This is a genomic window from Stenotrophomonas sp. GQ19 (assembly GCF_059758695.1).
In genome coordinates, this window is sequence record NZ_JCAXES010000013.1 from 43,442 (window position 1) to 63,399 (window position 19,958).

The following is a 19,958-nucleotide window of genomic DNA, read 5'->3' on the forward strand; positions in this document are numbered from 1 at the left end:
CACGCCCGTGGGCCGTGACCGCGCTGCCTCAGTTCCAGCTCAGCACGACCTTGCCGGCCTTGCCCTGTTCCATCAGGTCGAAGCCCTTCTGGAAGTCGTCGATCGGCAGCTGGTGGGTGAGCACCTTGCCGAGCGGGAAGCCGGACAGCACCAGCTGGGTCATCTTGTACCAGGTCTCGTACATCTTGCGGCCGTAGATGCCCTGCACGGTCAGGCCCTTGAAGATGATCTTGTCCCAGTCGCAGCCGGCGCCCTTGGGCATGATGCCGAGCATGGCGATCTTGCCGCCGTGGTACATGCAGTCGAGCATGTCGTTGAAGGCGCGCGGGTTGCCGCTCATTTCCAGGCCGACGTCGAAGCCCTCCATGTGCAGGTCCTTCATGACGTCCTTGAGCGAGGTGTTGGACACGTTGACCACGCGGGTGGCGCCCATGTCGGCGGCCAGCTTCAGGCGGAAGTCGTTGACGTCGGTGACCACCACGTTGCGCGCACCGATGTGCTTGCAGATGCCCGCGGCGATGATGCCGATCGGGCCGGCGCCGGTGATGAGCACGTCTTCGCCGATGACGTTGAACTCCAGCGCGCAATGCGCGGCGTTGCCGTACGGATCGAAGAAGGCGGCCAGCTCGGACGGGATCTGGTCGGGGATGGGCCACAGGTTGCTGGCCGGCATCACCATGTATTCGGCGAAGGCACCGTTGACGTTGACGCCGATGCCGACGGTGTTGGGGCACAGGTGCGGGCGGCCGCCACGGCAGTTGCGGCAGTGGCCGCAGACGATGTGGCCTTCGGCCGAGACGCGCTGGCCGACTTCATAGCCGGTGACGCCGGGGCCGATCTCGGCGATGCGGCCGACGAATTCGTGGCCGATGGTGAGGCCGGGCTTGATGGTGCGCTGGCTCCATTCGTCCCACAGGTAGATGTGCAGGTCGGTACCGCAGATGGCGGTCTTTTCCAGCTTGATCAGGACCTCGTTCGGGCCCGGGGTGGGGACCGGAACTTCTTCCAGCCAGATGCCCTTGGCGGCTTCACGCTTGACCAGGGCCTTCATTGTTTGCTGCGCCATCGGGGTGGAACTCGTCTGGGGGAAAACGCGGATTATAGGGCCGCGGGCGGTTTTCCCATGTTGCATTGCGGGTGGTTTAGCGGGGCGGCAGCGCCTGCTTCTGGCGAGCGAGGTGGCGGGCAGGCCGGTGCAGGACACGCCGTGAACCCGTCCATGGGGGCTCGTGGTCCGCATCCATGCGGCCCAACGGTCCTGCACCGGCCTGCCCGCCACCTCCAGCCGGCTGTCCGTGCCCGCGGAGGGCGTAGAGCCGGGCTCTGCCCGGCTGGTGGTCCGCATCCCTGCGGCGCAACCGTCCTGCACCGGCCTGCCCGCGGGGTGCGTAGAGCCGGGCTCTGCCCGGCTGGCAGGGCCGCCCGCCTGCCCGGCTGGCGCGCCCCATGACTTCCGGGCTTCGGGCCGGGGCAGGGGGCTGGGCTACACTCGGCGGTTCTTTCACCAGGGGCTGCTCAATGCGCTCGAACCTGCTCGCTTTCTCCGTCGTCGCCAGCCTTGGGCTGGTCCAGGTCGCCCATGCCGCTGAAGGCATGTGGGTGCCGCAGCAGCTGCCGGAGATTGCCGGGCCGCTCAAGCAGGCGGGCTTGAAGCTGTCCGCCGAGCAGATCTCCAACCTCACCGGCGACCCGATGGGCGCGGTGGTGGCACTGGGCGGCTGCACGGCCAGCTTCGTGTCCCCGCAGGGCCTGGTGGTGACCAACCACCATTGCGCGTACGGCGCGATCCAGCTGAACTCGACCGCCGAGAAGAACCTGATCAAGGACGGCTTCAATGCGCCGACCCTGAAGGATGAACTCAGCGCCGGCCCGAACGCGCGCGTGTTCGTGCTCGACCAGATCACCGACGTGACCGCGCAGGCCAAGGCCGCGATCGCCGCCGCCGGCAAGGACCCGCTGGCCCGCACCCGCGCGCTGGATGCGTTCGACAAGGCGCAGACCGCCGCGTGTGAGGCCGATGCCGGTTTCCGCTGCCGTCTCTTCAGCTTCTCCGGTGGCAACACCTACCGCCTGTTCCGCAACATGGAAATCAAGGACGTGCGCCTGGTCTATGCGCCCCCGGGCAGCGTGGGCAAGTTCGGCGGCGACGTCGACAACTGGATGTGGCCGCGCCACACCGGCGATTTCTCGTTCTACCGCGCCTACGTGGGCAAGGACGGCAAGCCGGCGGCCTTCGCGGCCGACAACGTGCCCTACCAGCCCAAGCACTTCCTGAAATTCGCCGACCAGCCGCTGGGTGCCGACGACTTCGTGATGGTGGCCGGCTACCCGGGCCGCACCAACCGCTATGCGCTGGCCGGTGAGTTCAACGAAACCGCGGGCTGGACCTACCCGACCATCGCCCAACACTACAACGCGGTGCTGAAGATGATCGACGAAGCCGGCAAGGCCGACGCCGACATCAAGGTGAAGTACGCCGCCACCGCGGCCAGCATGAACAACGTGGCCAAGAACTACGTCGGCCAGCTGGAAGGCTTCAAGCGCATCGACGCGGCCGGCCAGAAGAAGGCCGAAGAAGCGGCCGTGCTGGCCTGGCTGAAGCAGCAGGGCGCGGCAGGCAAGCCGGCGCTGGCCGCGCACGCGCAGCTGATCAAGCACCTGGATACCAGCAAGGCCACGCGCGAGCGCGACCTGTTCGTGAGCCAGTTCAACAGCACCTCGGCGGTGGGCGCGGCCCTTTCGCTGTATCGCCTGTCGATCGAGCGCGCCAAGCCGGATGCCGAGCGCGAAGCGGGCTTCCAGGAGCGCGACCTGACCACCATCGAAGGCGGCCTGAAGCAGATGGATCGCCGCTACGTGGCGAAGATGGACCAGCAGCTGCAGACCTACTGGCTGGACCAGTACGTCGCCCTGCCGGCCGATCAGCGCAGCAACGACGTGCTCAATACGTGGCTGGCCGGCAGTGATGCCGCTGCGGTGAAGGGGCTGGTAGCCAAGCTGGGCGGCACCGAACTGGGCAGCCTGGACAAGCGCCTGACCTGGTTCAAGGCCGACCGCGCCGCCTTCGAGGCCAGCACCGATCCGGCGATCCAGTACGCCGTGGCGGCGATGCCGTCGCTGCTCAAGCAGGAAGAGCAGAAGAAGATCCGCGAAGGCGAATCGCTGACCGCCCGCCCGCTGTACCTGCAGGCCGTGGCGGACTACAAGAATAGCAAGGGCGGCTTCGTTTACCCCGATGCCAACCTGTCGCTGCGCATCACCTTCGGCAACGTGATGGGCTATGGCAAGGACGGCGTGAACTACACCCCGTTCACCACCCTGGAAGGCGTGGCTGCCAAGGAAACCGGCGTGGATCCCTTCGATTCGCCCAAGGCGCTGCTGGATGCGGTCAAGGCCAAGCGCTATGGCGGCCTGGAAGACAAGCGGATCGGCTCGGTGCCGGTGAACTTCCTGTCCAACCTGGACATCACCGGCGGCAACTCCGGCTCGCCGGTGCTGGATGCGCACGGCAAGCTGGTGGGCCTGGCCTTCGACGGCAACTGGGAGTCGGTGAGCTCCAACTGGGTGTTCGACCCGGTGATGACCCGCATGATCGCGGTGGACAGCCGCTACATGCAGTGGATCATGCAGGAAGTGGCGCCGGCGCCGCAGCTGCTGAAAGAGCTGAATCTGGCGAAGTGACCCCCAAAACCCCGCGACGAAAGCCGCGGGGTTTTTCGTTGGGGGGATCGGGCGTGCCGCGCGTACTGACCAACGGTCGGTACCTACCGGCGACAAATGCCGACCCACACCCATCCGGGTAGATGCCCGACCGTGGGTCGGCATGCAGGCGGTTCAGGGCCCAGGCGGCATGCCGACCAACGGTCGGCATCTACCGGGTATCATGCGGTGCTGCGCGCTCATTCACGTCATGTGAACGATTGCGACAGCCTTCCTCCCCCCAAGGACTCCCAGTACGCATGCGCATCCTGCTTGCCCGCCACGGTGAAACGCCGTGGAATGCCGAAGGCCGTTACCAGGGCCAGATCGATATCCCGTTGTCGCCGATCGGCGAAGCCCAGGCCCAGGCCCTCGGGGAGCGCCTGAAGTCGGTGGATATCACCCGCGCGGTGGCATCGCCGCTGTCGCGTGCGCAGCGTACCGCGCAGCTGGCGCTGGGTGCCGAGCGTGCGTCGATGCTGCTGACCGAACCGGAGCTGCAGGAGATCGCGCACGGTGAGTGGGAAGGGCTGCTGGCCAGTGAAATCCATGAAAAAGATCCGTCGCGCCTGCAGGCCTGGCGCGACGAGCCCGACACCGTGCTGATGCCCGGTGGCGAATCGCTGCGCCTGGTGCTGGAGCGCAGCTGGCGTGGCCTGGCGCGTGCCGCCGAAGGCCTGGGCGAGCACGACACCCTGCTGGTGGTCGCCCACGATGCGGTCAACCGCGTGATCCTGTGCCGCATCCTCGGCCTGCCGCTGTCGCGCCTGTGGACCTTCCGCCAGGCCCCGACCACGCTGAACCTGCTCGAAGGTGCCGACCTGGACCAGCTCGAACTGGTGCGCCTGAACGACTGCGCGCACCACACCCCGTTCTTCGGCGAAGCCAAGCACCGCGCGCTGTAACCGTCCCGCGTCCCATTCCGTCGTTCGCCTCACTGATCCAATGCCCATGACCACCGCCCGACCGCAGACCCTTTCCGCCTGGCTCAGCCATATCGAGCAGCAGCACCCGGCCACCATCGACATGGGCCTGGAGCGCGTGCGCAGCGTCGCGCAGGCATTGGGGCTGGCGCAGCCGGGCGAGCACACCGTGGTCGTGGGCGGCACCAACGGCAAGGGCTCCACGGTGGCCTTCATCGAGGCGATCGCGCGGGCCGCCGGCTGGAAGGTGGGCGCGTACACCTCGCCGCACCTGCTGCGTTACAACGAGCGCGTGCGCATCGATGGGCAGGACGTCACGGACGAAGCGCTGATGGCCGCGTTCAATGCGATCGAAGACGCACGCGGCAGCATCACGCTGACCTATTTCGAGTACGGCACGCTGGCCGCGCTGTACCTGTTCGGGCAGGCCGGGCTGGACCTGGCGGTGCTGGAAGTCGGCCTCGGCGGCCGCCTGGACGCCGTCAACATCGTCGACAGCGACGTCGCGGTGATCACCACCGTGGACATCGATCACAGCGAGTGGCTGGGCGAGGATCGCGAAGCGATCGGCGTGGAGAAGGCCGGCATCATCCGCGGCTGGAAGCCGGTGATCCTGGGCGAAACCGATCCGCCGTCCAGCGTGCTCGCACGTGCCTACCTGCTGGGGGCCAACGCGATCCGCGGCGGCAGCGATTTCTTCGCTGACGTCATCGACGCACAGCAGTGGCGCTGGCGCGACGTGGGGTTCAGCATTGAATTGCCGACGCCGGCACTGCGCGGGCCGATCCAGCTGCGCAATGCCGCCTCGGCGATCGCCGCGCTGCGTACGCTGGACAAGCCGTTGCCGCGCGCGGCCATCGCCGAAGGCGTGGCCCATGCGCGCATCCGCGGCCGGTTGCAGAGCGTGCAACGCAACGACGTGGACGTGCTGGTGGATGTGGGCCACAACCCGCAGGCCGCGCGCGAACTGGCGGCTGCACTGAAGGCCGCACCGGTGGCCGGGCGCACCCGGGCGGTGTTCGCCGCCCTGCAGGACAAGGATGCGGCCGGCGTGGTCGAAGCACTGGGCGGGCAGGTCGATGACTGGCACCTGGCCGGCCTGGACGGTGCCCGCGCGCAGAGCGCGCAGGCGCTGCAGGCACGCCTGCTCGACACCGCCGCGGCCGCTGCCCAGCAGCACGCCACCGTTGCCGATGCGCTGGAGGCCGCGCTGGCTGCCGCCGCCGCGGGCGACCGGGTGCTGGTGTTCGGCTCGTTCCATACCGCCGCACAGGCGCTGCAGTGGCTGGACGCAGCGGACTGAGCCACCCTTTTCATCGCGCTGCGGCCGTTCAGCCGCCGCCGTCGCCGCTCACGCCGACACCCGTATAATCGCCGTGGCATTCCGCCGCGCCGCCCTGCCTGCCTTCCGTGGATACTCCTCTGAAACAGCGACTGATTGGTGCCATCGTTCTGGTGGCTTTGGCTGTGATCTTCCTGCCCATGCTGGTCAAAGGCCCCGCGCCTGACAGTGGCGTGGCCAGCGTGCCCATCAGTGCGCCGGCAGCGCCGTCGGACGGCCAGTTCGAAACCCGCGAACTGCCGCTGGTCGCGCCCACCGGTGCGGCCACAGGCCTGCAGGGGGCATCGACCACCCAGCCGCTGCAGGACGGCGTGGACGCCACCCCGGCGGCTGCCGCAGCCGATACCTCGCCCGCGGTGGCGGCCGGCAACTTCGCCGTCAGCTTTGGTGCCTATGGCAGCCAGGCCGATGCCGATGCGGTGATCGCCTACCTGAAGAAATCGCAGCTGCCCGGGTTTGCCGAACCGGCCACCATCAACGGCCGTCAGGCGTGGCGCGTGCGCGTCGGCCCGTATGCCGATCGCGCCCAGGCCGAAGCCGCCCGCCTGCAGGCGGTGAAGGTGCGCAACGACGTCAAGGCTGAAGTGGTGACGCTGGACGCGCGCGCCGACACGGCCGTGGCCGCTGCCCCGACGCCGACGCCGGCCGCCGCTGCCGCCCCTGCCACTGCGTCCAGCGCGGCCGCCGCGCCGTCCAGCGCCGCGGTCAAGACCGAAGCGCTGCCGCCGGAGCCGGTCGCCGCGACCAAGCCGGTGGCGCCCAAGCCCGAACCCAAGCCGACCCCGGCCAAGCCCGAGCCGGCCAAGCCGGATCCGGCGGCAACCGCCGCCGCCAAGCCGGTGGCCACCCCGGCGGCGCCGGCCGCCAGCAGCATCGGGTTCGCCGTGCAGCTGGGCGCGTTCGGCCAGGCCGCCGAAGCCAATGCGCTGCGCGACAAGGTCCGCGCGGCCGGGTTCAGCGCGTTCGTGGAACAGGTACGCACCGACAAGGGCACGCTCAACCGCGTCCGCGTCGGTCCGGTCGCCAACCGCGCCGACGCCGAAAACCTCAAGGCCCAGGTGGCGTCCAAGGTGGGCGTGGCAGGCATGGTCCGGCCGCATCCCTGATGCCGCACGCGTCCGCGCGCCCTGAGCCTGCACGGCCCCGGTGCCGGGGGCGCGCATGATCGATATCGCCCTGCTGGTGGTGATCGCCCTGTCGGCACTGCTCGGCGTGCTGCGCGGCTTTGTCAGCATCGTCATCAGCCTGGCGTCGTGGGTGCTGGGCGGCTGGGCCGCGCTGGTCTTCGGGCAGGACGCGGCCACCTGGTGGGCGGCGTCGGCCAAACCCGGTACCGGCCATGTGATTGCCGGCTATGTGTCGGTGTTCCTGCTGGTCATGGTGGCGGTGTGGGCCATCGGCCTGGTGATCCGCCAGCTGGTACGGGCTACCAGCCTCAACGGTGCCGACCGCCTGCTGGGCGGGGTACTGGGCGTGGCCCGGGGCGCGGTGATCGGCTGCGTGCTGTTGCTGGCGGCGTCCTACACCCCGATGGCCAATGAACCCAGCTGGCGCGACTCGCAACTGCGGGGCGTGCTCGACCCCGGCGTGGCCTGGTTGCAGGCGCGCATGCCGGGCATGCCCGAGCTGCCGCAGCTGCCCGGCGTGGACGCCCTGCAGGGCCTGGCCGGTCTGCCGGCGGCGTTGCCGGAGGTGAATGCGGCGCAACTGCCGGGCGCGGAGTTGGGCAAGCCGGGCCTGACAGGCGATAATGGCGTGCTTGGCGGATTGCTGGCAGGGCGCGGATGGCCGCGACCACTGGATGAAACCCCGCAGCAGGCGGGAGACCCCACCGACGTGGGGGCGCGCAGCGGCAGCCCAGGTTCCTCGCAGCACAACGATCCGGCGCGCGTGCGCCCGGATCAGCCTGTTCCGGCACGGAACGGGTCCCCCGGCCAGGCACGGCCACCTTCACTGTAGATGGGCACAGCCCAGCGGAGATTCGCACCATGTGTGGCATCGTCGGAATCGTCGGCAACCAGAACGTCGCCGGGCAGTTGTATGACGGCCTGACCGTCCTCCAGCATCGTGGCCAGGACGCGGCCGGCATCGCCACCGCCGACGGCACGCGGCTGCGCGTGCAGAAGGCCAATGGCCTGGTCCGCGACGTGTTCGACGCCAAGCGGATGTCGACCCTGGAAGGCCGCGTCGGCATCGCCCACGTGCGCTACCCGACCGCCGGTTCGGAAGGCATGGACGAGGCGCAGCCGTTCTACGTGAACTCGCCGTACGGCATCGCGCTGGCCCACAACGGCAACCTGATCAATACCGAAGCCCTGCGCCAGCAGGTGTTCGAACAGGACCGCCGCAACGTCAACACCGATTCGGACAGCGAAGTGCTGTTGAACGTGTTCGCCTACGAACTGGACGCGCAGCGCCAGCTCACCCCGGAAGCAGCGATCCGCGCCGTGGCCGGCGTGCACCGCCGGGTCAAGGGCGGCTATGCGGTGATCAGCGTGGTGCTGGGCCTGGGCCTGGTCGCCTTCCGCGATCCGCATGGCATCCGGCCGCTGGTGCTGGGCAAGCGCGCCCACGCCGAAGGCGATGAATACATCGTGGCCTCCGAATCGGCCGCGCTGGACGTACTGGGCTTCCAGCGCGTGCGCGATGTGCGCCCGGGTGAAGCGCTGGTCATCACCGCGCGTGGCGAGCTGTTCTCCGAAGTCTGCGCCGAACCGGTCGAGCACAGCCCGTGCATCTTCGAATACGTGTACTTCGCACGCCCGGATTCGATGATCGACAACGTGTCGGTGCACAAGGCGCGCATGCGCATGGGCATCAAGCTGGGCGAGAAGATCCTGCGCCTGCGCCCGGACCACGACATCGACACCATCATCCCGATCCCGGATACCTCGCGCGACGCCGCGCTGGAGATCTCGAACACGCTCGGGGTGAAGTACCGCGAAGGCTTCATCAAGAATCGTTACATCGGCCGCACCTTCATCATGCCGGGGCAGGGCGAGCGCGTGAAATCGGTGCGCCGCAAGCTCAACCCGATCCACCTGGAGTTCCGCAACCGCGTGGTGCTGCTGGTGGATGACTCGATCGTGCGCGGCACCACCAGCCAGCAGATCGTGCAGATGGCGCGCGACGCCGGTGCGCGCAAGGTGTACCTGGCCAGCGCCGCGCCGCCGGTGCGTTACCCCAACATCTACGGCATCGACATGCCGGCCGCCGAAGAACTGGTGGCGCACAACCGCAGTATCGAAGACATCGAAAAGCACCTGGGTTGCGACTGGTTGATCTACCAGGACATCGAAGACATGGAAGCGGCGGTGCGCGAAGGCAACCCGGAGCTGAAGGCCTTCGATTCGTCGTGCTTCAACGGCGTCTACCCGACCGGTATCGAGCCGGGGTACTTCGAGCGCATCCAGCAGTTGCGCTCGGACGATGCCAAGCACAAGCGCCGCGCCTGAGGGTGCACCGATGGCCGAGCAGTTGCCGCTGGAGGCGGCCGGTGACCTGCTGCGTGCCGCGCAGCAGTGCCTGGCCGCAACGGACCCGCTGCATAAAGTCGCGCTGACCCAGGCCTACGCGGTGCAGTTCCGCGCGGGCCAGCTCAAGGCCCGCGCCGATGCCGCACCGCCCGCGCCGATCCGCATGCCGGGCCGGCCGTCCAGGCCGCACCTGGTGCACCCGCGCGACCTGCCCAAGCGCGGGCTGGGCAGTGTGGAGGGGCGTGCGGCGTTCATCCATGCCATCGCCCATATCGAACTCAATGCCATCGACCTGGCCTGGGATGCGGTGTACCGCTTCCGTGGCCTGCCCGGTGCGTTCCATGCCGACTGGGTGAGCGTGGCCGACGACGAGTCGCGCCACTTCATGCTGTTGCACGGGCGGCTGCAGGCGCTGGGGTTCGATTACGGGGATTTCGACGCGCACAACGGCCTGTGGGAAATGTGCGAGAAGACCGCGCACGATGGGCTGTCGCGGATGGCGCTGGTGCCGCGCGTGCTGGAGGCCCGCGGGCTGGATGTCACCCCGGGCATGATCAACAAACTGCGGTCGGCCAATGACCACGCCACCGCCGATGTGCTGGAGATCATCCTGCGTGAGGAAGTGGCGCACGTGGCGGCCGGGTCGCGCTGGTATCACTGGTACTGCAAGCGCGCCGGGGTCGAACCGCGCGAACGCTTCATCGCGCTGTTGAACGAGTACGCCGGCGGCTTCCTCTACGGCCCCTTCAACCTGGAGGCGCGCCTGCTGGCCGGGTTCGACGAAGAAGAACTGGCCAACCTCATCGAGCAGGCCGGCCGCACCAGCGGCCCGGTGCGGTAACCCCACACCGGGTGCGGCCACCCAACATGGTGCAGCCACCCATGGGGTGGCTCTACCGCATCACGCGCCGCCGGTAGAGCCACCCCATGGGTGGCTGGCGCATCACGTTGGATGGCTGCACGTAAATCACGCGTTTGGCAACACCACGCGTTTGCCGTCCTCGGTCGGCCGGTTGATGTAGAAGAGCCCCGGCCCGGGGCGATACGGCAATTCACGCGTGCCTTCATCGGCGGCGTACAACAGCGCGGTATCGCCGAGCGCATCGAAATTCCAATGCGCCGACTGCATCAGGTAGTGCTGCCGCAGCAGCTGTTCCTGTGCCGCATCCAACGCCTGGCCCGACAACAGCCGCGCTGCGATCGGCACTAGCACGTCGGGCAGGGTGAGCGCGGCCACGTCATCGGCATCGGCCAACCAGCGCACGCCGGCCGCGGCCGCACGCTGCTGCATCAACCGCAAGGCCACCCACTGGTAGCGCCCGTCGATGTCGCGCTTCAACACCACTGCCGCATGCGCATACAGCACCCACTGCGGCAGCACGCTGGTACTGCCGGCCACCCGCTGCGCCTGCCAGCGGTGCCACACATCCACCCACACCGCGTCATCGCCCAATCCCAGCGCGGCTTGCCAACGCTGGCACGCCGCCAGCGCCTGCCGGTACACCTGGGTGCCCTGCAGCAGGTGCAGCGGCGGCACCTCGGTGTCGGCCAGGCCGTGCCCTGTAACGCGCTGACCGAGCGGGCGGGTCAACAGTTTGGGCCCTTCGATGCGCTGGTCGTAGCCGCCGCCGATGTTGGCGTGCACGCCGGGCAGGGCGATCTCTTCATGTTGCGGCGCCACCGAGGTCAGCGCGAAGTGGTAACGGTGTTCGTCGCGCGCGGCAATCTGCAGCACCTTGGCGGCGCACCCGGCCGGCAGCGCGACATCGGGCAGTTCGTCGCGCTGCTGCGGGTTGATCGCCACCACCGTATCGAACAGCCCGACGAAGCGCGCCGGCCGTGCGGGGACGGTCGCCTCGTTGGCCACCTGCCAGCCGGTGCGGTGCACCTGCTCGCGCAACCACGCGCGGCCGTCGGCGCGGTTGAGCCGATTGAGCGCATCGCGTGCGGACGCCGCGCCACGCGAAAAACCGAACAGGTCGATATGCAGCGTTTCCAGCACCGCCTGCGGATGGGTACGCGCCAGCGCCCGCAGTGCATCGGGCAGCAGTTCGTCCAGCGCCCGCCGCGCCTTGGCACGCACCCCCGTGCGCCCGATGCCGAAGGCCAGGCCCATCAGGTCGTCATCGGTGCCGGTGCGGGTGCCGGCGCCCTCGATGTAGATCGCCAGCGACACCACCGGGCCGCGCGCCCGCTGCGCGCGGTCGTCGGGATACAACGCATGCAGCCGCGCGATGTTGGTCAGCCCGTTGCTGTAGCTGCTGGTCAGCCGGCTCTGGTAGGGCGAGGCGTCATCGGCCACCAGCGGTGCCGGTGGTCGTGCGGTGGGCGTGGTGCTGCCGGGCGGGCGTGACGCGCGCAACAGGTTGTCGGCGTTGTTGCGGGTGCCGTCGAAGAACAGGCCGATCTGCAGCGACAGCGTCGCCGTGGGTACCGGAGGGGGCTGTCCTGCCATGGCCGTCTGTTCCCAGTGGATGTGACGACGTTAGCGCGAAAACGACACGGACGCGACGTCGCTGAACCGCGCGGTCGGCGGTCACAGTTCGGAAAAGTGATCGACCTTGTCTATTGAATTCACGCGATCAAGTGGAGCCATATGGGCGGGCCCGCTCGCAGGGGCAGCACCGTAACCACGATGTCCACCCCGTTTTCCACTCAGAGAGAGACGACACGATGTCCAGATCGATGAGCAAGGCCGCAGGTGTGATCACGTTGTGCATGGCGGCGGCAGGCGCTGCCAGCGCCGCCCCGTTGTTCGAACCGGTCACGGTGCTGAGCCGTGCCGGCAGTGCCAACCAGCCCGCCGCGCAGGCGGTGCTGTCGGCCGCGTCCACCGCGGCGGTGCAGGAGGTGCGGATCGATGCCGCAGCGGTCAATGCCGGCCAGCGCCAGCTCGAGTTCGAGCTGCTGGGGACGCCGGTGCAGGCGCTGCAGCAACGCGTCGAGGCCCTGCCGGACGGCGGCAGCGTCTGGTACGGCCAGCTGCAGTCGCGCAGCGCCAAACTGGGCGCGCGGGCGGCGGCCAACGACCCGGCCAATTCGGTGATCCTGGTGCGTAACGGCGACACGGTGACTGGCTCCATCCGCAAGGACGGCCAGCTGTACCGCCTGCGCCCGCTCAGCGATGGCCGCCATGTGCTGGTGGAAGTGGACGAGTCGCGCATGCCGGCCGACCACCCGGCCGACTACAACAGCCTGCCGCAGGTGGCCATGCCGGTCAGCGACCGCGCCGGCATCGCCGCTGCGTCATCGGGCACGCCGGCCACCATCCGGGTGCTGGTGGTCGCCACCAACGGCGCGGTGGCCGCGTACGGCGGCAACATGCAGTCGCTGGTGCAGTTGGCGGTGGCCGAATCCAACCAGGGCTACGTCAACAGCAACGTGGGCATCACCCTGCAGCTGGCCGGTTACGAGACCACCCCCTATGTGGAATCAAGCAGCTTCTCCACCGACCTGTCGCGTTTCCGCAACACCAGCGACGGGGTGATGGACAGCATCCACACCAGCCGCAACACCACCCGCGCCGACGTCGCCGTGCTGGTGATCAACAACGCCAGCTCGTGCGGCCTGGCCTCCGGCATCGGCTCCACCGCCGCCACCGCCTTCGCGGCGGTGCATTGGGACTGCGCCACCGGCTACTACTCCTTCGCCCATGAAATCGGCCACCTGCAGAGTGCGCGCCACGACATCGCCACCGACCCGAGCACCTCGCCGTACGCGTATGGCCACGGCTACCGCTACGAGCCGTCGAGCGGTTCGCGCTGGCGCACGATCATGGCCTACGCATGCACGGCGGGCTGCCCGCGCCTGAACTTCTGGTCCAACCCGAACATCAACTACAACGGCGTGCCGATGGGCATTGCCAGCAGCGCCGACAACCAGCGCGTGCTGGTCAACACCAAGGCTGCGGTGGCCGCCTTCCGCTGATGCTGGTCAACGCCCTGCCTGCCACCGCGCGCTGCGGTGGCGGGCAGGGCACCTTGGGTCAGGCGGGATCTTCCGCGTCGGGGCGGCAGCGCCGCAGCGCGGTCTGGCCATCGCCGGCCTCGATCCGACCGGCGGTCTTGTCGCCCCCGGCGGCGGTGCTGTCGGCATCGATGAAGAGCAACAGGTTCACGATCGCACTGGTGGCCGTATACGCGGTGTCGCCGTCGGCCGTGGTCACGCCGCGATACAGCCGCGGGGTTTTGCCACAGACCACCAGCTCGTAGGCCATCGCGCCAACGCCCTCGCCATCACCGGCCTGCAGCCGCATGCGTTCGCCATAGGGGCCGCTGCCAAAGCGTTCCAGCAGCACCCACCCCTGCGCGGGAGGCGCCTGGTCGAACGCGAACACGGGCGTGCGTCCCTGCGCATCGGTGATGCCCTGGTAAACATCCTTCTCCGCGGCCACGAACGGCAGGTCGAACGCGGTGTGCGACAGCGCGAACGGCCGCAACGCGGCCGGTGCGGCGCTGACCGTATCGCGCAGCACGAACTGGTACCGGTGCGGGCCGCTGCCCACCTGCGGCGCGTGCGGGTCGGGGGGGATCTGTTCCACCTGGGGTGACGCAGTGGCTTCGGCGGGGGCGGCGCTGGCTGCCACAGGCGCGCCCAGCGAAAGCAGCGCGGCCAGCAGCAGGGCCGGAGGACGGTCGATCATCCGTGATCCTTTATCGGCTCAGCGCGCCAGCGTGTCCAGGCTCCAGCCCTGCGCGGTCACGCGCAGCACCGACCCTTGTTCATACCAGTCACCCAGGACAATCCGGGTGCACGGGCGATCGCCGACCTGCAGTGCGTGGATCGCCGGGCGGTGGGTGTGGCCGTGGATCATGGTGTCCACGCCGTGGCGCACGTAGGTGGCCTCCACTTCGGCCGGTGCCACGTCGGTGACGGTCTCGAAGCTGGCGCGGTCGTCCTGCTTCATTTCCGACTGGCGCGCCTGGCTGGCATCGCGCGCTTTCTGCGCGAAGGCGATGCGCGCGGCCAGCGGCTGCGACAGGAACTGCGCCTGGAACACCGGGTCGCGGGTCTGCGCGCGGAACTGCTGGTAGGCCACGTCGTCGGTGCACAGCAGGTCGCCGTGCTGCAGCAGCACCGGGCGGCCGTACAGGTCGATCACGCTGGGGTCGGGCAGGATGCGGAAGCCGGCACGGCGCGCGTAGTCGTTGCCGACCAGGAAGTCGCGGTTGCCGCGGATGAAGTACACCGGCACGCCGGCATCGGACACGGCATGCAGCGCGTCGGCCACCGCGTCGGCGGCGGCCGAGGGCGTGTCATCGCCGATCCAGGCTTCGAACAGGTCGCCCAGGATGTACAGCGCGTCGGCCTGCATCGCTTCATCGCGCAGGAACGCCAGGAACAGCTCGGTGATGGCTGGACGACTCGGGTCCAGGTGCAGATCGGAAATGAACAGCGTGGTCATGCGCGCATTGTAAAACGGGTCGGGCGGCTCTGCTGCGGCCGGCACCGGTGGGTTACAGCGGCAGCGGCAGCCACCGAAGGCTGGCACCGGCCAGCGCCGTGGCGATTGCGGTGGCGGCCAGCACATCGCTGGGATAGTGCAGGCCCAGCACTACCCGGGACAGCCCCACCGCGGCGGTGAACGGCACCAGCAGCGGCGCCAGCCACGGGTAGTAGGCCAGGGCGACGATGGTGAACGACACCGCGTGCAGGGTGTGCCCGGAAGGGAAACTGAATTCATCCAGCGGCGCGACCCAGGCGCGGATGCGCAGGTCGGCGGCATACGGGCGCGGGCGTCGGGTCCAGCGTTTGAGGCCCTTGTACAGCAGCAACGCCATCAGCCCGGTGGCGGCCATGTGCAGCGAGGCCTGCAGCCCTTCAAACCCGTCCAGCAGCACCAGTGCGGCCATCAGCGCATACCAGAACACGCCATCGCCCAGTCGGCTGACCACGGCGAACGCGCGGCGTACCCGGCGGCGCCGGCAGTAGTGGTTGGCGCGGCGGCACCAGCGGGTTTCGTGCCCGCGCAGGGCGTCAAGCGGCGTGGTCGGCATGGGGCCTCCGGGCCGTGGCCAGTTCGGACAACAAGGCATCGAATTCGGCCACCACCTGCTGTGGATGCAGCCGTTTCATGGCAGTGGCCGCGTTGCGGCCCAGCCGGGCCCGCAGCACATCGTCGCCGGCCAGCTGCAGCGCGGCGGCGACGAACTCACTGTCGGTGTTCACCGCCATGCCGTTCTCATCGGTGCGCAGGTACTCGCGTGCCGCGCCGTAATCGAAGGCCACGGTGGCCACGCCGCTGGCCATCGCTTCGAGGGTGACGTTGCCGAAGGTCTCGCTGCGGCTGGGGAACAGGAACAGGTCGCCGCTGGCGAAGTGGCGCGCGAGCGCGTCGCCGCGCTGCACGCCGCAGAAGATGAAGTCGGGATTTTCATGCGCCAGTTTTTCGCGCGAGGGGCCATCGCCCACCCAGATGAAGCGTGCCTTGGGGCGTATCTGCTGCAGGCGGCGGAACGCCTTCACCGCCAGGCCGAGGTTCTTTTCCGGCGCGATGCGGCCGACGTAGATTGCCGCAAAGCCGTTGCCATCGATGCCCCATTCCTCGCGCAGTGCGGGGTCGCGCCGCGGTGGTTCAAACTGGCTGCTGTCCACCGCACGGGCCAGCAGGCGCACGCGGTCGAAGCCCTGTTCGCCCAGGAACTGCTGCAGTTCCTGGGTGGGCACCAGGGTGGCATCGGCCTGGTTGTGGAAGCGCCGCATCCAGCGCAGCGCAGCGGCCTGCAGCCAGGCCACGCCGTAGTCGGGCAGGTACTCGTCGAAGCGGGTGTGGAAGCCGCTGGCGACCGGGATGCCGAGCCGGCGCGCGGTGCGCAGTGCGGACCAGCCCAACGGGCCTTCGGTGGCGATGTAGATCGCATCGGGGCGCTGCAGCTGCCATTGCCGGGCCAGGCGCTTGGGCGCAGGCAGCCCGAAACGCAGGCCGGGGTAGCGCGGCAGCCCGGCCCCGGTCACCAGCAGGGTGCCTTCCTCGGTGTCGGCTTCGGTGGCTTGGCGCGGGCGTACCAGGTCCACCTGGTGGCCAGCCGCGCGCAGTCCCTGTTCCAGCCCCTGCACGGTCAGGGCAACGCCGTTGACTTCGGGGGGGTACGTTTCAGTGACGATGGCATAGCGCATGGCGGGCCTCCGGTATGTCGCCATGCTGGGCGCGCGCGATGTAGCGCCCATGACGCGCGCATGACCGACCGATGACGCCCCCCAGCTTCTGCACGCGCAGTTTGGATCGGCTGGCGTCTCCGATCGGGGCGGTCGCGCGCGTGAGGGCCCCGTAGCAGCCGGTAGGCCCCTGGCGCAAATGTCCCCCGGCCGCGGGGCGGCCTCCTCCTTTATTTTGCCCAGGCGCCTACCGGCTGCTACGGGGCTCGGCTTGCGGTAAGGAGGAAAAGCCAGGATTTTCTGGCGCTGTCGGTGGGTCGGGCATGGGGGCCCAGCGCCCGATCCGCCGCCGGCTGTGTGCCGGGAAAGCATCAAGGCACGTTTCTGCCTGCCCCGCAGATGGGCGAAGAACCAAAAAAAACCACGGCCCCGAAGGGCCGTGGTTGGGTGTTGCGGTACTACCGGGCAGCGATCAGAACTGCTGCTTGTACTGCATGTACACGAAGCGACCGATGTCGAAACCGCCGTAGTACGAGTACACCGAGTTCGGCTTGGTGTACATCACCGGGCCGAGACGGTTGAACACGTTGTTGGCGCCGATCGACACGGTGGCGTTCCACGGCAGCTTGTAGCGGGCCTGCACGTCGTGGAAGGTGACCGAGCCACGCTCGTTGTAGCTGCGCGAGCCCTTGTACCACGGTGCGTACACGCTCGGATCGGTGCACTCGTCCGGATGGTTCAGCAGGCTCAGGCACTGCTCCTTCACGCCGGAGTAGTAACGCGCGCTCCAGCTGATGCCGAAGTTCTCCAGATCCCAGCCCACGGTCGCATTGGAACGCACGCGGAAGCCGATACCGGTGTTGGTGGCGATGCCGTTGGTGGTGGTCGGCACGGTCGTCGCGTCGTTGGACGAACGGTAGATGTTCGAGCTCACGTACGTGGTCGACCAGGAGGTGCTCAGCTTGCCGTAGGCAGTATCCAGACGGTAGCTCAGGTCCATGTCGTAGCCTTCGGTCTCGGCGAAACCGGCATTGCGGTTGCCGAACTTCAGGCCGGTGACGATGCCGGTGACCGGATCACGCGAGAAGCGGGCGCAACGCGACTCGATGTTCTGCTCGTAGCAGTCGATCAGGATCTGATTCGGGCTGTCGGAGACGATCGTGTTGTCGATGCGGATCTTCCACCAGTCCAGCGACACATTGAAGTTGCTGATGAAGGTCGGGCTCCAGACCACGCCCAGCGTCTTGCTGGTCGAGGTTTCCGGCAGCAGGTTGGGGTTCGAGCCGGAGGTGAAGGCGACCGGGCTGGCAGCGCTCGACCCGGAGGTGGGCTTGTTGGTGCTGTCCAGCTGGCGGAACGTGGCGACGTTGGCGATGTCCTGCGCGCAACGTGCACGCACGCTGCTGCTGCTCTTGGCCGAACCGTATGCGCTGTCGCACGGATCGCTGAAGGTCGGGAAGGTTTCCGAGCCGCCACCGTACAGGTCGTTGATGGTCGGCGAGCGGAAGCCCTCCGCCCAGGTACCGCGGACCAGCAGCTGGTCCAGCGGACGCCACTTGAAGCCGAACTTGCTGTTGAGCGTGTCGCCGAAGGTGTTGTAGTCCGAATAACGCGTCGCGGCGCTGAAGCTCAGCTCCTTGGCACCCGGCAGGTCGGCCAGCACCGGCACGTTCAACTCCAGGTAGGCTTCCTTGACCTTGTACGCGCCACCGGTCGGGCCTGCGGCCAGATTGGTGGTCGCGCCGGTCTGGGCCAGGGCGTCCGGGGTGAACTTGCCGCTCTCTTCGCGGTGTTCCAGGCCGAATGCAAAGCCCAGGTCACCGGCCGGCAGGGTGAACGCGCTGCCGCTGAGGTTGGCGAACCAGTTCTTGGTCGTGGTTTCGCCCGTGGCGTTCTCTTCCGGGAACAGCCAATCCTGCAGCGCCTGGTTGCCGTCCAGACCGTACGGGTTCTGCACGCCGTACGGCACCAGCGGGTTCCACACCATGCAGTTGGCCTTCGGGGCGGCAGCGCTGCCGCACTCGACCTTGCCGGTCGCGGTGTTCAGGTACGACGGGCCGACCGCATCGATGACGCGCTGCTTGTGCAGGTTGCCGGTGGTGTGCTGGGTCAGCTCGTTCTTGCTGTACTGGTAGCCCACTTCCCAGTCGAAGTAACGCTCACCCAGATCGAACGAACCGTCGAAGGCGGCGACCGCACGCTTGGTCTTCAGCTCGCTGGTGCTTTCGCGCGGCAGTTCCCAGGTACGACGGTTCCAGGCGACCGAGGTCGGGGTGGCATACCCGTTCTTGTTGCCGAACGGGTTGAAGTAGCTGTCCACCGACATGTTGCCCTCGGCGGGGGTCTTGCCCAGCGTGCTGGAGGACAGCGGGTAGCCCGCGGTCACGCGGGTCGACTCGCGCTTGTTGTAGCCCAGCTCGGTCTTGAAGTTGATGTTCTCGGTGATGCTGGCCTGGCCGGAGAAGAACAGCGAATCACGCTTGATCGGATAGCTCAGGTGCATCTGATCGTTCGTGTTGCTGGTGTCGCCGGTGAACGCGGCCGGGTTGGTCAGGTGGTAGTTGCCCGGCTTGGTCGGATCGGTGCCACGGTTGAGCGAGTAGCCGCAGCCGGCGGTCGCGGTGCAGCCCGGGCCACGCAGGCCGGTGAACTGGCCCCACTGGCTGGTGGTGGTCCAGCCTTCGGTCGGGTGGCGGTCGGTGTTGCTGTACTGGCTGAAGCCGCGGTCACGCGCCCACACGGCCTTTTCTTCCGAATGCTCGGCGGCGAAGGTGGCCGAGAGGCGGTCGTTGGACCAACCGGCAACCACGTCGAAGCGGTCACGCGCGCCGTCGCCTTCGCTAAACTGGCCGTGGTAGACGTTGGCGGTCACGCCGTTGACGTTGCTGCGGGTGATGATATTGACCACGCCGGCCATGGCGTCGGAGCCGTAGATGGCCGAGGCGCCGTCCTTCAGGATCTCGATGCGCTCGATCGCCGACACCGGCAGGACCGAAAGGTCCTGGTAGCCGGAGGTGCTGATGCCCAGGCGACGACCGTTGACCAGCACCAGCGTGCGCTGGGTACCCAGGCCGCGCATGTCGACGTAGGTACCGCCGGCATTTTCACCGGCGGTCAGCACGTTGGCACGGCTGATCGTCGGGCTGCCCATGGCGGTGACGTTCTGCAGGATGTCCGAGACCGAGCTGAAGCCCTGGCGCTCGATGTCCATGCGGGTCAGCGCCAGCACCGGCTGGGCGGTTTCCACGTCGACCTGGCGGATGCGCGAACCGGTGATCTCGATGCGGTCAAGGTTGGTTGCTGCCGGCGCGTCCTGTGCCATCGCCGGGGCGGCCATCAGGCCTGCGGTGCCGGCGACCAGGGCATAGCGGATCGCCTGCCCCAGTACGTTGGTGCGTGAATTCATGTGGCTCTCTCTCTCGT

Annotated in this window: 15 protein-coding genes; 8 read left to right on the forward strand and 7 right to left on the reverse strand. The window is 68.3% G+C overall.

Features of this window, described 5'->3' with window-relative positions:
- Positions 1-28 precede the first annotated feature (28 nt).
- A complete protein-coding gene (gene tdh, locus AC6CHL_RS19370; protein ID WP_038690209.1) occupies positions 29-1,051 on the reverse strand; it encodes an L-threonine 3-dehydrogenase in 1,023 nt (340 codons plus the stop codon).
- A gap of 467 nt (positions 1,052-1,518) precedes the next feature.
- Here tdh and AC6CHL_RS19375 point away from each other — a divergent pair, with 467 nt between their 5' ends.
- The 7 genes from AC6CHL_RS19375 to AC6CHL_RS19405 all read left to right on the forward strand — a co-directional run bounded on the left by AC6CHL_RS19375 (position 1,519) and on the right by AC6CHL_RS19405 (position 10,281).
- On the forward strand, positions 1,519-3,681 hold the full coding sequence (locus AC6CHL_RS19375) for a S46 family peptidase (RefSeq protein ID WP_498295842.1): 2,163 nt from the start codon (positions 1,519-1,521) through the stop codon (positions 3,679-3,681).
- 278 nt (positions 3,682-3,959) lie between these two features.
- Positions 3,960-4,604: a histidine phosphatase family protein gene (locus AC6CHL_RS19380; protein WP_038690206.1), complete on the forward strand. Its 645-nt coding sequence runs from the start codon at positions 3,960-3,962 to the stop codon at positions 4,602-4,604.
- A gap of 46 nt (positions 4,605-4,650) precedes the next feature.
- Entirely contained in the window at positions 4,651-5,925 is a 1,275-nt protein-coding gene (gene folC / locus AC6CHL_RS19385; RefSeq protein WP_498295844.1) for a bifunctional tetrahydrofolate synthase/dihydrofolate synthase, read from the forward strand.
- 107 nt (positions 5,926-6,032) lie between these two features.
- A complete protein-coding gene (locus tag AC6CHL_RS19390; protein WP_498295846.1) occupies positions 6,033-7,070 on the forward strand; it encodes an SPOR domain-containing protein in 1,038 nt (345 codons plus the stop codon).
- A 55-nt stretch (positions 7,071-7,125) separates the two neighbouring features.
- Positions 7,126-7,923 carry a CvpA family protein gene (locus AC6CHL_RS19395; protein ID WP_498295848.1) on the forward strand — a complete coding sequence of 266 codons (798 nt, stop codon included), beginning with the start codon at positions 7,126-7,128 and terminating at the stop codon, positions 7,921-7,923.
- Between the two features lie 29 nt (positions 7,924-7,952).
- Positions 7,953-9,419, forward strand: a complete 1,467-nt coding sequence (gene purF / locus AC6CHL_RS19400; RefSeq protein WP_498295850.1) for an amidophosphoribosyltransferase — start codon at positions 7,953-7,955, stop codon at positions 9,417-9,419.
- 10 nt (positions 9,420-9,429) lie between these two features.
- Positions 9,430-10,281, forward strand: a complete 852-nt coding sequence (locus tag AC6CHL_RS19405) for a ferritin-like domain-containing protein (protein WP_137190932.1) — start codon at positions 9,430-9,432, stop codon at positions 10,279-10,281.
- A 126-nt stretch (positions 10,282-10,407) separates the two neighbouring features.
- Here AC6CHL_RS19405 and AC6CHL_RS19410 read toward each other — a convergent pair whose 3' ends face one another.
- Positions 10,408-11,895, reverse strand: coding sequence for a T6SS phospholipase effector Tle1-like catalytic domain-containing protein (locus tag AC6CHL_RS19410; protein WP_498295852.1), 1,488 nt, complete (start codon positions 11,893-11,895; stop codon positions 10,408-10,410).
- A gap of 218 nt (positions 11,896-12,113) precedes the next feature.
- Here AC6CHL_RS19410 and AC6CHL_RS19415 point away from each other — a divergent pair, with 218 nt between their 5' ends.
- Entirely contained in the window at positions 12,114-13,367 is a 1,254-nt protein-coding gene (locus AC6CHL_RS19415; protein WP_038690194.1) for a M12 family metallo-peptidase, read from the forward strand.
- Positions 13,368-13,425: 58 nt separating this feature from the next.
- Here AC6CHL_RS19415 and AC6CHL_RS19420 read toward each other — a convergent pair whose 3' ends face one another.
- From AC6CHL_RS19420 to AC6CHL_RS19440, 5 genes are all read right to left on the reverse strand, one after another.
- Positions 13,426-14,082, reverse strand: coding sequence for a hypothetical protein (locus AC6CHL_RS19420; RefSeq protein ID WP_498295854.1), 657 nt, complete (start codon positions 14,080-14,082; stop codon positions 13,426-13,428).
- An 18-nt stretch (positions 14,083-14,100) separates the two neighbouring features.
- A complete protein-coding gene (gene lpxH / locus AC6CHL_RS19425; RefSeq protein ID WP_038692461.1) occupies positions 14,101-14,844 on the reverse strand; it encodes a UDP-2,3-diacylglucosamine diphosphatase in 744 nt (247 codons plus the stop codon).
- Between the two features lie 52 nt (positions 14,845-14,896).
- Positions 14,897-15,436, reverse strand: coding sequence for a phosphatase PAP2 family protein (locus AC6CHL_RS19430; RefSeq protein WP_038690190.1), 540 nt, complete (start codon positions 15,434-15,436; stop codon positions 14,897-14,899).
- Positions 15,417-16,556, reverse strand: a complete 1,140-nt coding sequence (locus AC6CHL_RS19435; protein ID WP_038690188.1) for a glycosyltransferase family 4 protein — start codon at positions 16,554-16,556, stop codon at positions 15,417-15,419. Before AC6CHL_RS19435 ends, AC6CHL_RS19430 begins: the two co-directional genes overlap by 20 nt.
- A 451-nt stretch (positions 16,557-17,007) precedes the next feature.
- The gene (locus AC6CHL_RS19440; protein WP_498295855.1) at positions 17,008-19,941 is read right to left on the reverse strand and encodes a TonB-dependent receptor domain-containing protein; all 2,934 of its coding nucleotides are present in this window, start codon (positions 19,939-19,941) and stop codon (positions 17,008-17,010) included.
- Positions 19,942-19,958: the final 17 nt, after the last annotated feature.

What these genes read in the sequence shown, in the direction of transcription:
- AC6CHL_RS19435 (WP_038690188.1), bottom strand. Translation starts at nt 16,556, where the DNA reads ATGCGCTATGCCATCGTCACTGAAACGTACCCCCCCGAAGTCAACGGC.
- AC6CHL_RS19395 (WP_498295848.1), top strand. Translation starts at nt 7,126, where the DNA reads ATGATCGATATCGCCCTGCTGGTGGTGATCGCCCTGTCGGCACTGCTC.
- lpxH (WP_038692461.1), bottom strand. Translation starts at nt 14,844, where the DNA reads ATGACCACGCTGTTCATTTCCGATCTGCACCTGGACCCGAGTCGTCCA.
- AC6CHL_RS19375 (WP_498295842.1), top strand. Translation starts at nt 1,519, where the DNA reads ATGCGCTCGAACCTGCTCGCTTTCTCCGTCGTCGCCAGCCTTGGGCTG.
- AC6CHL_RS19440 (WP_498295855.1), bottom strand. Translation starts at nt 19,941, where the DNA reads ATGAATTCACGCACCAACGTACTGGGGCAGGCGATCCGCTATGCCCTG.
- AC6CHL_RS19380 (WP_038690206.1), top strand. Translation starts at nt 3,960, where the DNA reads ATGCGCATCCTGCTTGCCCGCCACGGTGAAACGCCGTGGAATGCCGAA.
- AC6CHL_RS19430 (WP_038690190.1), bottom strand. Translation starts at nt 15,436, where the DNA reads ATGCCGACCACGCCGCTTGACGCCCTGCGCGGGCACGAAACCCGCTGG.
- tdh (WP_038690209.1), bottom strand. Translation starts at nt 1,051, where the DNA reads ATGAAGGCCCTGGTCAAGCGTGAAGCCGCCAAGGGCATCTGGCTGGAA.
- folC (WP_498295844.1), top strand. Translation starts at nt 4,651, where the DNA reads ATGACCACCGCCCGACCGCAGACCCTTTCCGCCTGGCTCAGCCATATC.
- purF (WP_498295850.1), top strand. Translation starts at nt 7,953, where the DNA reads ATGTGTGGCATCGTCGGAATCGTCGGCAACCAGAACGTCGCCGGGCAG.
- AC6CHL_RS19420 (WP_498295854.1), bottom strand. Translation starts at nt 14,082, where the DNA reads ATGATCGACCGTCCTCCGGCCCTGCTGCTGGCCGCGCTGCTTTCGCTG.
- AC6CHL_RS19415 (WP_038690194.1), top strand. Translation starts at nt 12,114, where the DNA reads ATGTCCAGATCGATGAGCAAGGCCGCAGGTGTGATCACGTTGTGCATG.
- AC6CHL_RS19405 (WP_137190932.1), top strand. Translation starts at nt 9,430, where the DNA reads ATGGCCGAGCAGTTGCCGCTGGAGGCGGCCGGTGACCTGCTGCGTGCC.
- AC6CHL_RS19410 (WP_498295852.1), bottom strand. Translation starts at nt 11,895, where the DNA reads ATGGCAGGACAGCCCCCTCCGGTACCCACGGCGACGCTGTCGCTGCAG.